The following is a 15543-nucleotide window of genomic DNA, read 5'->3' on the forward strand; positions in this document are numbered from 1 at the left end:
AACGTCTAAAAAAACAAAAGTAATGTTTCCAGAGTATGATGTTATTGTGGTAGGAGCAGGGCATGCAGGGTGCGAAGCTGCAACAGCAGCTGCCAATATGGGTTCGTCGGTATTATTAATAACCATGAACATGCAAACCATAGCTCAGATGTCGTGCAACCCGGCAATGGGAGGAGTAGCAAAAGGCCAGATAGTAAGAGAAATTGATGCACTTGGTGGGCAATCAGGCATTATCAGTGATAAAACAATGATTCAGTTCAGAATGCTGAACAGGTCTAAAGGGCCAGCCATGTGGAGCCCCAGATGCCAAAGCGATAGAATGATGTTTGCACTAGAATGGAGAGATACACTTGAAAGAACCACTAATCTGGATATCTGGCAAGATATGGTATCTGGCCTATTGGTAAAAAACAACAGGGTAGCAGGTGTAAAAACTTCCATGGGTATAGAAATACAAAGCAAATCGGTGGTTCTAACCAATGGCACATTTTTGAACGGCAAAATACATATCGGAGAAAAAACATTTGGCGGTGGCCGAACCGGAGAAAAAGCAGCACATGGCATAACAGAACAATTGGTTGAATTGGGTTTTGAAGCAGGTAGAATGAAAACCGGAACACCTCCAAGAGTAGACGGTCGGTCATTGGACTGGAACGAAATGGAAGAACAAAAAGGAGACGAAAACCCCGAAAAGTTTTCGTACACAGATACACCCCGCTTACAAAAACAAAGAAGTTGTTATGTAACATATACCAACGAAAACGTTCACCAGGCACTTAGAAAAGGCTTTGATAAATCGCCCATGTTTAGCGGTAGAATAAAAGGTTTAGGGCCACGTTATTGCCCGTCAGTAGAAGATAAAATAAACCGTTTTGCAGACAAAGACCGCCATCAGATATTTGTAGAACCAGAAGGATGGAACACCGTAGAAATGTATATCAATGGTTTTTCTACATCACTTCCTGAAGATATACAGTATGAAGCCCTTCGCCTTATACCAGGATTCAAAAATGCAAAAATGTTTCGTCCGGGATATGCAATTGAGTACGACTTCTTTCCGCCTACGCAACTAAAACTGACCTTAGAAACACACCTGATAGAGAACCTATTCTTTGCAGGCCAGATAAACGGAACAACAGGTTATGAAGAAGCCGCGTGCCAGGGATTAATAGCCGGTATAAATGCGCATAATAAAGTAAAAGAAAAAGATAGCTTTATTCTAAAAAGAAATGAAGCATATATTGGGGTATTGATAGATGACCTAGTAAACAAAGGCACCGATGAACCCTACCGAATGTTTACGTCAAGGGCAGAATTCCGCACATTGTTAAGACAAGACAATGCAGATATACGCCTTACACAAAAAGGATTTAACATTGGTCTTGCATCACAGCCACGCCTGGAAAGAATGAACCAGAAAAAAGAAAAATCAGACAAACTGGTTAAGGCATTGAAAGAAATGAAAATAGCACCAGACCAGGCTAATAACTTTCTGGAATCTATTGAATCTGCCGCACTCAGAGAAAAATCATCATACTATAGCATATTAAAACGACCAGAGATTGAACTGGAACATATCAGAAACCTAAGCGATGAAATAAATACATATCTTAGTACTTTTGATGACGAAGTACTGGAGCAGGCAGTAATTCATGTAAAATACGAAAGCTATATTGAAAAAGAATTATTAATGGCAGAGAAAATGTCTAAGCTTGAAAACCTGAATATAGTGCCTAACATAGATTACGACAAACTCACGTCCATATCAATAGAAGCACGTCAGAAACTAAAAAAGCTAAAGCCGCAAACCCTGGGGCAGGCATCAAGAATTAGTGGCGTATCACCTGCCGACATCTCAGTATTAATGGTTCATTTAGGCAGATAAAACTATTAAATTTTCTTAATTACCCTCAAATATACTTTGAGGGTTTTATTTTTGAGCAAACAAAGCAAACAGTAATGCTAAATAGAAAATTATACCAACTAATAGCTATCATTATCAGTAGTAATTTTATTCTGGGTTGTGCTCAGTTCGTACCACCAACAGGAGGGAAGAAAGACGAAACACCGCCCAAGCTGATAAAATCATTGCCGTCAGATAAACAAACCAACTTCAAAGGAAACCAGGTAGAATTGTATTTTGATGAACTGATTGATGTAACATCACTTCGGCAAGAGTTAGTCATTGTGCCAGAGCAGGAAGGATACTACAATATAAAACCTAAATCAAATAGTGTAGTCTTAAAATTCGACAAACCATTTAAAGACAGTACTACGTATACTCTTAACTTCAAAAAAGGAATTAAAGACCTTAATGAAAGAAATGAGGCAAGAAACCTTAAAATTGCTTTTAGCACAGGAGCAAAAATAGACTCACTTGAGGTACAGGGAAATGTAAAAAATCTGTTCACAAACCAGCCAATATTAGATGCCCAGGTATCATTATATCAGGTACAGGATTCTCTCAATTTAAGAAAAACAAAACCAAACTATTTCACCAAAACAGACTCAAGTGGTAATTTCAAGTTCGAAAACCTAAAAAAAGGTAGATACAGATTATACGCATTTAACGACAAAAACAGCAATCTGAGGTACGATACAAAATCAGAAATGATAGCCTTTGTGAAAGACACAATCAGGCTCGACTCAAACATTGCCAACATTAATATGGCACTTTATATGGCCAATAATGAAAAACCAAAAAACCAGAAAACACTACAAAGGGCAGAAGATTTTACAATTATATACGATAAAGGAATTAAGTCTTATAAGGTTTCATTCGTTAATCCCGCAGATAGCCTTCCTTATTCAGCCAAAAGAAACGAGCTTAAATTCTACAACATACCATTAAAAACAGACACTGTTAAAGTAAACATAACCGTTAGAGACTCGGCAGATAACGAACTGACGCACCTGCAAAAAATTAAATTCAGAGACCAGGAAAGAAAAAGAAACGTAAAAGCAGAGAACTTAAGCTTTGAAATAGAGCCCAAAACAAAAACACCGGTAGAAAAAAATCTAAACTACAAACTTTACTTTGATACCCCCATTGCCAAAACAGATTTAGGAAAGATAAAGATAATGAGCGATACCATTAAAAACGAACAGCTTGATGTAAAGGAATTATCGTGGAACAGTTATAAAACACAATTGATTATAAAAAAAGAAATAACAGCCACAAGAGAGGTTAAAACGGTTTTCGAAACTGGTGCTTTTATAACCATAAAGGGCGATTCAAGTAAAAAAACAATCAATCAGAACCCAATATTAATGCCTGAAGATTACGGAATAGTAGAAGGCAGCATTACAGGAAACGAATATAATAAAATAGTGCAGCTGATTGACGAGAATTACAAAGTTGAAAAAGAACAAAAAACAAAAGAGAAATTTAACTTCGTCAACGTAAAGCCGGGTGCATACCTCATACGAATTATAGAAGATAAAAATAACAACGGCCAATGGGACTATGGAAACGTAGAAAAAGATATAGAACCAGAAAAAGTATATTTTTCGACCGACGTCATTCGCGTAAAGGCAAACTTTGAACTACGTGATATAAAAGTAGCCATAGAGAATAAATAAATAGTTTTCTACAAACAAACAGTAGGGTGGGAGGTAGGCTCTTCCACCCTTTTCTTTTATCTGAACAATAACAAATACCTTCTCAGACCATAATAAGGCATTAAAACAATCTGAATGCCAATCAATAAAACAAAAAATAGCACTTCAGACACCAAAAACTAAGGCAAAATAGGATAAAAGTAATTATAAACATAGTGGATAAACTGTGGATAACCTATGGACAGCATGCCTATAACCTTGTATAACGCCGTGGGGAACACACCTGTAAAAGTGGAAAGAATAAATAAACTGTGGAATACGCCTGAAAGTATCCTGTTTTCCTCAATTCACACCAAGTGGATTAACGTGGAAACATAATGTGGATTAATACATACCCTATAAACAGTATTTAAAAAAACAGTAGTGTGTATAATAGTATTTAAAACTAATAATCAACAAAATAAATGTGGATTAACATAATAAAACTGTGGAAAAACAGATTATTAAATTGAAAAGTTGGATAAGCGTTTTCCACAGATTATATTTATTCACATTTCCACAGGCTTAACAAAATAAAAACAACAATAAAACATTTTTATTTTTTCTTTTTCCCGAAAAACATGAAGCGGTATTTTTTATTTTTTGTGTTGATTTCAATCTCTTTGGGCCTTTGCGCTCAGGACATTGAATTGGCTAATGAATATTTTAAACAGGGAGAATTTGAAAAAGCAAAAGAAATATATGGGAGGCTGGCCCGCGACAAAAATTCAGTGGGGCTTATCCACAGCAATTATCTGCAGACTTTATACAAATTAAAAGAATGGGGCGAGGCCGAAAAATTTCTGAAGCGCCAGATAAAAGCCAATGAACAGTTTTTAACCTACAGAGCAGATTACGCGCTTATGCTTGAAATGACGGGCAGAGTAGACGATTCTCAGAAAGAACTAAATAGTTTAATTGACCTGGCTGCTCGCAATGAGGGTACACTGTACGAAATACAAGACTTTCTTTTTAAAAATAACAAAGCTGAGCAGGTAATTCAGTTGTTAAAAAAAGCCCGTGAATTGGCTAGAGATGATAACAAATATGCCATTTTCTTTGCACGGGCTTATCTTTACAACGGTCAAAAAGAACCTATGATTGACGAAATGCTGAAATATGGCTTAAACGAAGGTAATAGTGATTACGTAAAAGCCACGTTTCAGGATAATCTAAAGACAGAAGCTGAAGTAGAATTGCTCGAGAAAGCCCTTTACAGCAAGGTACAGAAGTTTCCGAACGAACAATACTACCTGGATATACTTATATGGCATTTGGTGCAGCAGAAAGAGTTTTACAAGGCTTTTGTACAAACACGGGCATTAGACAGAAGATTTAAACAGGAAGGGCAAAAAGTTTTTGAGCTGGCGCAGATGGCTTTGATAAACAAGGATTTCAAAAATGCTATTCTGATGTATGAATACGTAATGAAGGAGTATCCGCAAGGTCAGTTTTATCCTTATGCTCGCAGAAATGCCATTTTTTGTAAAGAGGAGGTAATAAAAACCACGTATCCGGTTGATTTACTCCAGATCAGGGGCCTTATCAAAGACTATAATAACTTGTTTACAGATTTGGGCCGGAATCAGAAAACCATGGAGGCCATGCGTAACACCGCACAGTTGTATGCTTTTTATCTGAATGAAAAAGATACGGCCATTGCCGTACTTGAAAAGGCCATAAGTATAGCCGGTAATGATATTGTTTTCAGAGATAAGTGTAAATTAGACCTGGGAGATATTTATATACTGAAAAACGAGCCCTGGGAGGCGACTTTGCTGTATTCTCAGGTTGAAAAATCTCAAAAAGAAGATTTTCTGGGGCAGGAAGCCAAACTAAAAAATGCCAAGCTGCATTATTATAACGGTTTATTTGATTTATCAAAAGAGGTTCTGGATATTCTTAAAAAAGCCACAACCCGCGAAATAGCCAACGATGCCATGCAACTGAGTTTGCTTATTCAGGACAACACAGGCCTTGATAGCACTGAAGCCGCCATGAAAGAATATGCCGCTATTGATTTATTGCTTTTTCAGAATAAAAATCAGGAGGCCTTGGCTGCACTTGAAAGCGCCTTTCAAAAATACAAAAGTCATTCTCTGGCTGACGAAATTCTGTGGTTAAGGGCCAATACCTACCTGAAAACCAATCAACCTAACAAAGCGTTGGATGATTTGGAATTTTTACGAAAAAACTATAACTATGATATTCTGGCCGACGATGCGCTTTATCTGGAAGCCAAAATCTATCAGGAAAACCTGGGTCAGAAAGACAAAGCAATGGAGTTGTACAGGGAAATCCTGCAGAATTTCCCTGGCAGTATATACAGTGCTGACGCCCGCAGGCGATTCAGAATCCTTCGGGGTGATGCAATTAACTGATACCAGGTTCTTTTTAATTTGAATGAGTTTCATAAATACCGCTATGAGACTCATTTTTTTGTTTTAGAGGGCTGTAGATATTCAAAAGAGAAGTCTAACCAGATTAATTAGTAATTTTTATTGAGGTAATTTCAAGATGCTACTGGCGTAATTATTTCAGATTAAAGCCAGGTAGGAACGGAATAACTCAAAAAGTTAAAAAACAGGTATAATGTGGATAATGTGGATAAAAATGTGAATAAGCCTGAATACTTTATCAGATATATCGAGAAATTAAGTCTAACTGGTGTGAATCGTTAAAGTTTATCAGTAAAATGTGGATAAGTTATCAACAGTTGTTAATAAACTGGCTTTTTTTGAGGAAAACACTAATATTAAATAGGGTCTAAATCTAAATTTTGAATTCCGGAAAATACAAAAGAGAGTGAAGCAAGGGTAAATGCAGGGGTAGGAGTATTGAATTTCTCAGCAGGGTGTATATAAACAAACGTGGTATTTATAGATACAAGGGGGCAGTTCATTAATTAATAATTAATCGGCAACATTATAATTTTTCGGGTAGCTAAGGGCCTGAAATGAGCATATTTTGTACAAATTTGAAGCTGCTAACCATCTCAAACCCGGCTTTTGGATTAAAAATATGAGCTGAGTCATAAAAATTTAAGTAAAAAGGTTGAAATGAAAACCTAAGATTATTTACCTTTGACCCCTCAAAATGATTTTCACATATGTCTTGGTTTAAGCGAACTGTCAAAGGGATTCAGACACCAACCGAAATGAAGCGTGAAGCTCCTGATGGGTTGTGGTATCAATGTCCGAATTGCAAGAAAGTAATGCATACACGTGAGCATAAAAACAATGCTTTTACTTGTATTCATTGTAATTACCACGAAAAAATCGGCTCAGAGGCCTATTTCAATATATTATTTGACGAAGGAGTTTACACAGAACTGGATGCCAATTTGCGCTCTGGTGACCCACTTCATTTTGTAGACACAAAGCCTTATCCGGATAGAATCCGTTCTACTGAGAAAAAAACCGGCTTAAAAGACGCGGCTCGTACTGCCCACGGTAAAATGGAAGGTATTGATATTGTAATTACCTGTATGGATTTCGGTTTCATCGGTGGTTCAATGGGGTCGGTAGTAGGCGAGAAAATAGCCAGAGCCATAGAATATGCCTTGAAAAACAAAGTGCCGTTTCTTATGATTTCACGCTCTGGCGGTGCCAGAATGATGGAAGCAGGCTTTTCTTTAATGCAAATGGCCAAAACATCAGCCCGTCTGGCGCAATTGGCAGAGGCAGGTATTCCATATATTTCGCTTTTAACAGACCCAACAACCGGTGGTGTAACTGCTTCTTATGCCATGCTGGGCGATTTCAATATATCTGAACCACAGGCCCTTATCGGTTTTGCGGGCCCTCGGGTAATTAAAGAAACAATTGGTAAAGAATTACCGAAAGGCTTCCAGACAGCCGAATTCGTTCTTGATCACGGTTTCCTTGATTTCATTGTCGACAGAAAAGATTTAAAAGATAAGCTGGCAAGTTTATTAAAAATGCTTGCTTAAATGCCATCTGGGGTAAAATCATACTTATCAACCACCAACTAAAAGTATGAGACTTATCAAGCATCCTGTATTGTGCAATTATTACCTTACCTATAGGTGTAATGCTACCTGTAGTTTTTGCGATATATGGGAGAAACCCTCACCCTACATTTCAATTGATAACTTCAGAGAAAACCTGAGAGACCTGAAACGATTGGGGGTAAAAGTTATTGACTTTACAGGGGGCGAACCTCTGCTGCACCGCGATTTAGATATACTGCTACTGGAAGCCAAAAAAGCAGGCATGATTACAACCGTAACTACCAATTGCCTGTTGTATCCTAAGTATGCCGAACGCCTCAAAGGCAGGATAGATATGCTTCATTTTTCACTTGATTCGCCTGTTGAAGAAGAACACAATTTGTCCAGAGGTGTAAAGTGTTTCGACAAAGTGATGGAATCAATTGAAATTGCGAAACAAATAGGTGAAAGACCCGATATTCTCTTCACAGTTTTTGAGCAGAATATTGATAAAATAGAACAGGTATGGAAAGATATTATCATGCCCAATAACTTGGTGCTGATACTGAATCCGGTGTTTGATTACAATAATGTTGAAACCGGAGGGGGCCTGTCAGAACAAACCTTAGAGAAACTTTTATGGTGGGGCAGGCAAAAAAATGTTTACCTCAATGAGGCCTTCATCAGCCTTCGCAGAAACGGCGGTAACCATACAGACAACCCCATCTGCAAGGCAGCATCAACCACGCTCGTAATATCGCCTGAAAACAAACTTGTTTTACCGTGTTATCATTTGGGCACAAAAAGTTTTAGTATAGATAATAATCTCTACGAATTATATAAATCGGCAGAAGTACAGGAAATTGTTGCGCTGGAAGGTAAACTAAAAGAATGCGAAGGCTGCGTTATAAATTGCTATATGCAGCCATCATTTGCTGTTGAGATAAACAAGTACTTCTGGAAAGCCCTGCCAAGTACTCTTAAATACAATTACATTAAGAGTACCTGGAAACAGCTACTATAAGTTTTTATACCTTAGATAAGAAAAACAATTCGGCGGGCGCTGCCAGCAAATCTTCGGCTTTGGCAGAAAACTCAGCAATATGAACATTGGCCAGATGGTTTTCAAGACTCTCTTTGTCTGTCCAGTTTTCATAAAAGAAAAATAGTTTGGGGTCGTCGTTGCTTTGGTGCAGCACATAATCAATACAACCGTCTTCTTTCAGGGTAGGGGCAACCAATGCGTGCAAAGCGCTTTTGGCTTCTTCAATTTTTTCTTCTTTTACTAAAATCTTGGCAATTACAGTAAGCATATAAAAAATATGTTGATGGCACAAACAGAGTTTCAAAAATAGAAATTTATTCTTTCGGAAGAAGGGTTTTTGTCATAAATTAAAAAATAACTTCCTTACTATTGCAAACTTTGACAATCAATTCAAAAAAACTAATTTTAGCCGGATAAAAATAATTAACAGATTCAACCTTAAAAAAAGAATGAAAAACACCCTGAAATTTCTCTCTATTCTATTTCTGTCAATACTTATGTTTTCAATGAAACAGGATAAACCCACCAAAGTAATTTTCTTTGGTGACTCCATCACGCAAGCAGGCATCGGACCCGGCGGATACATCACCAAAATGAAAGAAATGCTTGAAAAACAAGGCATAAAAAGCAAATATCAACTGATAGGCGCCGGTATAGGAGGCAATAAAGTTTATGATTTGTTTTTGCGTATGGAAGATGACGTACTGGCGCAAAACCCCGACGTGGTAGTTATTTATATTGGCGTAAATGATGTATGGCACAAAACAAGCCATGGCACCGGTACAGACGCCGATAAATTTACAGGTTTCTATAATGCCATTATAAAAAAGTTGCAGTCTAAGGGCATTAAAGTGATTTGCTGCACACCGGCAGTAATTGGCGAGCGCACCGATAACAGTAATGCACAAGATGGAGACCTGAACTATTATTCTGGCTTAATCAGGACTATAGCTTCTAAATATGACTGCCCGCTGGTTGATTTAAGAAAAGAATTTATCAGCTATAATCTTAAGAATAATCCTCAGAATAAAGAGTCTGGTATTCTTACAACCGACAGAGTACACCTGAACGACACGGGTAATCAGTTTGTGGCCGACTTGATGATGAAAGCTATCTTAAAATAAAAAAATTTTCGGGGCGCATTCGCGCCCCTTTCTATTATTATGAAAAACCTTTTTACTTTATTCGTTTTAATGTTTTTTACGCGTGCAAATGCACAGAAGCAGATAGCTATAACGATTGACGACCTACCGTTTGTCAGCGAAATATCCTTAAAACATGCGCATACTTCAACCGATAAACTGCTTCAGAAAATAAGAAAACACAATATCCAGGCCGTAGGTTTTGTGAACGAATCGATGGCTGTCAGAATCGGAGAAATTGATGCACGTGTGGCTTTGCTTGAAAAATGGCTGGCCAGCGGAAACCTGCTTGGGAATCATACGTTCTCGCATCGTTCATTAACTACAACCCCATTGGAAGATTTCAAAATAGACTTACTGAAAGGTGAGATTATTACTACTCAGCTCAATAAAAAGTATAATCATACTAAAAAATACTTCAGGTATCCGTTTTTGCAAATGGGTGCCGACAGCGCAAAAAGATATGGCTTTGAAAAAGTGCTGAAAGACCAGGGGTACATTAATGCACCCGTTACAATAGAAGCCGACGACTGGTACTACAATAAAGTGTACATGGATGCCATGAAAGCCGGTAAACACGAGCTGATGAAAAGCATTGCCCGCCAATACATTCAGCATAATATTGATTACTTTGATTATTACGAGAAGTATACTCAGGAGATTATAGGCAGGCCAATCAAACATATTTTTCTTTGCCATGCAAACGCCCTGAATGCCGATTATTTTGACGAGTTATGTAAGGTAATGACCGACCGCGGCTACAGCTTCATTTCACTCGACGAGGCACTGGAAGACGAGGTGTATAAACACGCCGATACAGTGCTGGCAAAGGGTGGTTTCTCATGGCTGCACAGATGGAAAATAACAGAAAAAAAAATCAGCTTTGAAAGAAGTGGAGATTCCCGCCGACATCAGAGCTCTGTATGAAACAAAATAACAGGTTATATTTTTTGAAAGCCCCATTTTTAACCACCCAGTAAGGCTATATAATGTAAACTTTTCGTTATTTTCTGATACAAATTTTTTAAAAATATCTAATTTGCATAAAATTTAAAACTGGCTTCATCTACATATCTATAATAACATTTATTCTTTTTAAAATTCAAAATACTTAACATGAGTCAATCTTTGATTAAGCCGGGCGTAGTTTCAGGTGAAGCACTTGCTGCTTTATTACGCCACGCCAACGAAAACGATTATGCCCTACCCGCTGTTAATGTTGTAGGAACAAACTCAGTAAATGGTGTAATGGAAGCAGCAAAAGCTGTTAATTCGCCGGTTATTGTTCAGTTCTCAAATGGCGGTGCATCTTTTTATGCAGGGAAATCTCTACCAAACAAAAATCAGGAAGCCTCTATTGCCGGTGCAATATCAGGAGCTATACATGTACACCAGATTGCCGAAATGTATGGCATTCCGGTGGTTTTGCATACCGACCACTGTGCAAAGAAACTTTTACCTTGGTTAGATGGTCTTTTAGATGCAGGTGAAAAATACTTCGACCTACACGGCAAGCCATTGTTTGGCTCGCACATGATTGACCTTTCAGAAGAGCCAATCGAAGAGAACATAGAAATATGCGTAAAATACTTCGAGCGTATGTCTAAATTAGGCATGACCCTTGAAATTGAACTAGGTGTAACAGGCGGAGAAGAAGACGGTGTTGATAACTCAGATGTTGACAGCTCAAAACTATATACTCAGCCATCAGAAGTAGCGTATGCTTACGAAGAACTGAAGAAAATCTCTCCGAACTTCACTATTGCTGCGGCATTTGGAAACGTTCATGGTGTTTATAAACCAGGTAATGTGAAGTTACAGCCGATTATTCTGAAAAACTCTCAGGATTACATCAAAGAAAAATTCGGTACCGGTGAATTACCAGTAAACTTCGTGTTCCATGGTGGTTCAGGTTCATCTCGTGAAGAAATCAGAGAAGCCATTAAATATGGTGCCGTAAAAATGAACATCGATACCGACGTCCAATGGTCAACCTGGGAAGGAATCCTGAAATATTACAAAGACAAAGAAGGATATCTGCAAGGCCAGCTGGGTAACCCTGAAGGTTCAGATTCTCCGAACAAAAAATATTATGACCCACGTGTCTGGCTTCGTAAAGGCGAAGAAAGCATGATTAGCCGTCTGAAAATAGCTTTCGAAGATTTGAATTGTATCAATCGTTGCGAAGGTCTGTTTTAATCAGCAGCCGGGTTTAGCTTTTAAATCATCAGCTTATTTGCAGGCTGATGATTTTCTTTTTTCAGGAGTGCCACTTCCTGATACTTTCGCTCATTACTTCATAAATCTCAAACAAATCAGGCTGGTTGTTCAGATACAACAGATGGGTATTAATAGTTGATTTATCTCCTCTTATTGCCGGTCCGGTTTGTACATCAGCCGGATGGTCAGCCAGCAAAGCTTTCTGAAAAGTTTCTTTTATTAGCGGTTTCAGTAATTCAAATTCCAGGTTTTCTTCGGTGGTAATTTCGTTAGCAAGCGCCAGTAAATGGTTGGTAAAATTGCAGGCAAATACCGCTGCAACATGCAGCACTTTTCTTTCGCGTGAGCTTATCAGATATACTGTATTGCTTACGCTCTGCGCCAGTTGTACCAGTTTGTCTTCGGCAGATGCCTCCTCGGCCTCAATGCAAAACGGCACTTCTTTCAACGACATTTTTTTCTGAATGCTGAAAGTCATTAACGGATAAAATACGCCACATCTGACAGGTAAATCATGGTGGGCAATCATCAGGTTTTGCAAATCTTCCAGACTTTTTGTTCCGGAAGTGTGCACCAGAATGGCATTCTCTGGTAAAACCAGCATTGAACATACTTCGGCAATGGCATCATCAGCAACGGCCAGAATAAAAACTTCAGCATTGCTTTCAGAAAAGTCGAGGTCAGTTTTGACCTTTGCCTGATACAGCATTGAAACCAGCGCCCGCGCCTTTACCTGCTTACGACTATACACTTCACATACCTGATGGTGGTGATCTTCCAGTGCAATGCTTAAGTGCCAGGCCACATTACCGGCACCAATCATTGAAATCTTCATGATGCTTTTAGTTAACGATTAAACTGATGGCTGCAAAAATCAGAAAAAACGGCCGAATAATAGCAAGTAACCTTAAAACTAGTTCTCAAATTTAATCGGTGCCGGAAAGGTAGAAAAACAACTGTTTTTTTCAATACGCTAATCTTGACATACAGCATTGAACAGCTGTTTTTATGCACCAGGATTTAATTTTTTTATCAGCCTGATTTTCAGTTGAAAACAGAGAAAATTGCGCTAAAAAATATGCAAACACTTGAAAACGTGCGGTTTACGTTGTATATTAGCAGAGCCGGTTAAGAAAAAAACTAAGTATTTCAGAATAAACATAGTTAATAATACTTAAAAACCGGCGCAAATATGGCTTTGGTTTAAGCAAAACAAGTTTGCGAATTGCAGACATTCTTAAACCAAAAGGCCTTTGTTAAGCGTATCCCAAGAAAGAAATAGTGACGTTAACTGCTGTAATTACTTAAAATCAAAAACTCCCTGTAGAATTAAAGATGACTTTCAGGTTAACCGAACGGGCCATGAGCGAAACTCATGGCTTTTTTTATATAAATATGCCAGTGTCTCAAAGCACGACCTGCGTTTTTAATTATCTTTGTGGCATGGAATTACAAAATGATTTGCTTTTACGTGCTGCCAGAGGAGAGCAGGTAGAGCGCGTACCGGTCTGGATGATGCGTCAGGCAGGCAGGATTTTACCTGAGTATAGAGCCGTAAGGGCTCAGGCAGGCAGCTTTATTAAGTTAGCCACTACACCTGAGCTGGCCGCAGAAGTAACGATTCAACCGGTTGATATTCTGAAAACCGACGCCGCCATCATTTTTTCGGATATTCTGGTTGTGCCAGAGGCTATGGGTTTACCCTACGAAATGATTGAGGCCCGGGGCCCGGTATTCCCCAAAGTAGTACAATCAAAAAAAGATGTAGATGCGCTGAAAATAAGTGACCCCGAGACAGACCTTGGGTATGTACTTGCCGCTATTGATATTGTAAAGAAAGAACTCAACGGCCGCGTGCCGCTGATAGGCTTTGCAGGGGCGCCTTTTACTATCTTTTGCTACATGGTTGAGGGGCGGGGGTCTAAAACATTCTCTACAGCTAAAAAGATGCTGTATTCTCAGCCCCAATTAGCGCACCTGCTGCTTCAAAAGATAACAGACAGTACCATTACCTATCTGAAAGCCCAGGCGCGCCACGGAGCCGATTTGGTGCAGATTTTCGATTCATGGGCCGGCATTCTTTCGCCAGACCAATACAGAAAGTTTTCTTTGCCTTATATTGCCCAGATTTGCGATGCAATCGATGAGGTGCCGGTAACGGTTTTTGCAAAAGGGGCTTTCTTTGCCCGTAAGGAGATGTCGAAACTGAATTGCAGCGTAGTGGGTATTGACTGGAACATGGACATCCGGGAGTCACGCAGAATGCTGCCCGGTAAAACGCTGCAGGGTAACCTGGACCCCTGTGTGTTGTATGCATCGTTTAAGGAAGTTGAAAAGCAGACCAAAAAGATGCTGAAAGCCTTTGGTACACAAAGATACATAGCTAACCTGGGGCATGGTGTTTACCCTGACACAGACCCCGAAAAAGTGAAGTGCTTCTTTGAAACCGTAAAAACGTATTCGGTATAAAAACGATAAAGCCGTTCAGATTCTGAACGGCTTTATCGTTTACTTTAATATCGGTTCAAGGGCTTCCCTGTTTTCGGCAAGCCAGGCCGTTATATCTTCTACAATTTGTTCTATACCTATCTGCGGCTTCCAGCCTGTCAGTGCCGTTACTTTTGAGTTGTCGGTAATATACAACCGGATATCTGCCGGACGGTTCTCTGCTACCTGACTGATTGGGATATTTTTACCGGTAACTTTCTGGCAAATGCTGGTTAGCTCCTGCAATGAGGCACTTACTTCTACACCACCCCCGGCGTTCAGAATTTCGCCGTTTATTTTATCAATGTTATGAAGCTGCCAGTCAATTAGTCTGTAAAGGTCTGCCACGTGCAGCATATCCCTTGTTTGTTTTCCTTTGCCGCCATAGCCAATGTAAGCCAGTTGTTGTTCAAAAAAATGTTTGGCAATCCAGAGAACCATTACGCCCTGGTCTACTTTACCCATTTGCCAGGGGCCGGTTAAAACACCGCAGCGGTTAATAACGGTTTTCAGGTTATAAAACTCGTTATATTCCTGAATGATAAGTTCAGAGGCCAGCTTGGTGGTTCCATAAAGAGAACGGGCGCCATCCAGCGGAAAATCTTCAGCAATTCCTTTTGAAGATACGCCTTTTATTTGCTGATTATCTGTTAGTTCAAAGCGTGTTTCAGATTCTCTAAAATCAAGCGTTTCGATGGTTTTTATCGGATAAATACGGCTTGTAGAGAGAAAAATAAAATTAGCCTTGCAACGCACAGCATAGTTAAGGCAGTTAACAGTACCAAACAGGTTGGTATTAATCAGATAGTCTGGCGAGCCATTCAACCCGGCCAGTACGGATGGCTCTGCCGATGCCTCGATGATTGAATCCACCACTGGCAGGGTATCAAAATCTTCTTTGTTGCGAATATCGCCATGAATAAAACTTATACCGTGTTTTCCCAGCCGGGCCACATTTAACTCAGACCCCTTTCTTCTGAGGTTGTCAAGACAGAAAACTTCATAAGAAGGATAATTTTGTTTGAGCGCAATAGCCAGCGAAGAACCGACGAATCCGGCACCTCCGGTAATTAAAATTCGCATATATAAGTTTTTAG

General features: G+C 39.1%; 12 protein-coding genes. 9 read left to right on the forward strand and 3 right to left on the reverse strand.

All coding sequences use genetic code 11. The annotated features are described in order from the left end of the window. Positions 1-22 precede the first annotated feature (22 nt). From mnmG to NZ848_RS07305, 5 genes are all read left to right on the forward strand, one after another. On the forward strand, positions 23-1885 hold the full coding sequence (gene mnmG / locus NZ848_RS07285) for a tRNA uridine-5-carboxymethylaminomethyl(34) synthesis enzyme MnmG (protein ID WP_259014954.1): 1863 nt from the start codon (positions 23-25) through the stop codon (positions 1883-1885). A 74-nt stretch (positions 1886-1959) separates the two neighbouring features. Then, entirely contained in the window at positions 1960-3582 is a 1623-nt protein-coding gene (locus NZ848_RS07290; protein ID WP_259014955.1) for an Ig-like domain-containing domain, read from the forward strand. 599 nt (positions 3583-4181) lie between these two features. After that, a complete protein-coding gene (locus NZ848_RS07295; protein WP_253531776.1) occupies positions 4182-5981 on the forward strand; it encodes a tetratricopeptide repeat protein in 1800 nt (599 codons plus the stop codon). 728 nt (positions 5982-6709) lie between these two features. Then, the gene (gene accD, locus NZ848_RS07300; RefSeq protein ID WP_253531775.1) at positions 6710-7552 is read left to right on the forward strand and encodes an acetyl-CoA carboxylase, carboxyltransferase subunit beta; all 843 of its coding nucleotides are present in this window, start codon (positions 6710-6712) and stop codon (positions 7550-7552) included. A 46-nt stretch (positions 7553-7598) separates the two neighbouring features. Then, a complete protein-coding gene (locus NZ848_RS07305) occupies positions 7599-8576 on the forward strand; it encodes a radical SAM protein (protein WP_259014956.1) in 978 nt (325 codons plus the stop codon). Between the two features lie 4 nt (positions 8577-8580). On the opposite strand, the gene NZ848_RS07310 is transcribed toward NZ848_RS07305, so the two are convergent. Beyond that, on the reverse strand, positions 8581-8865 hold the full coding sequence (locus NZ848_RS07310) for a putative quinol monooxygenase (RefSeq protein ID WP_253531771.1): 285 nt from the start codon (positions 8863-8865) through the stop codon (positions 8581-8583). A gap of 181 nt (positions 8866-9046) precedes the next feature. Here NZ848_RS07310 and NZ848_RS07315 point away from each other — a divergent pair, with 181 nt between their 5' ends. The 3 genes from NZ848_RS07315 to fbaA all read left to right on the forward strand — a co-directional run bounded on the left by NZ848_RS07315 (position 9047) and on the right by fbaA (position 11938). Continuing rightward, positions 9047-9721, forward strand: coding sequence for an SGNH/GDSL hydrolase family protein (locus tag NZ848_RS07315; protein ID WP_259014957.1), 675 nt, complete (start codon positions 9047-9049; stop codon positions 9719-9721). Between the two features lie 39 nt (positions 9722-9760). Further along, complete coding sequence (locus NZ848_RS07320) at positions 9761-10666, forward strand: polysaccharide deacetylase family protein (protein ID WP_259014959.1); 906 nt, start codon at positions 9761-9763, stop codon at positions 10664-10666. Between the two features lie 189 nt (positions 10667-10855). Next, the gene (gene fbaA, locus NZ848_RS07325; protein WP_101724894.1) at positions 10856-11938 is read left to right on the forward strand and encodes a class II fructose-bisphosphate aldolase; all 1083 of its coding nucleotides are present in this window, start codon (positions 10856-10858) and stop codon (positions 11936-11938) included. Between the two features lie 61 nt (positions 11939-11999). Here fbaA and NZ848_RS07330 read toward each other — a convergent pair whose 3' ends face one another. Further along, entirely contained in the window at positions 12000-12794 is a 795-nt protein-coding gene (locus NZ848_RS07330) for a Rossmann-like and DUF2520 domain-containing protein (RefSeq protein ID WP_259014961.1), read from the reverse strand. Positions 12795-13402: 608 nt separating this feature from the next. Here NZ848_RS07330 and hemE point away from each other — a divergent pair. Next, positions 13403-14428, forward strand: a complete 1026-nt coding sequence (gene hemE, locus NZ848_RS07335; RefSeq protein ID WP_259014962.1) for a uroporphyrinogen decarboxylase — start codon at positions 13403-13405, stop codon at positions 14426-14428. Positions 14429-14467: 39 nt separating this feature from the next. Here hemE and NZ848_RS07340 read toward each other — a convergent pair whose 3' ends face one another. Further along, on the reverse strand, positions 14468-15529 hold the full coding sequence (locus NZ848_RS07340) for an NAD-dependent epimerase/dehydratase family protein (RefSeq protein ID WP_259014963.1): 1062 nt from the start codon (positions 15527-15529) through the stop codon (positions 14468-14470). Positions 15530-15543 lie beyond the last annotated feature (14 nt).

Origin of the sequence: Emticicia fluvialis, from assembly GCF_024793945.1 — a bacterium.
Classification (GTDB): Bacteria; Bacteroidota; Bacteroidia; order Cytophagales; family Spirosomataceae; genus Emticicia; species Emticicia fluvialis.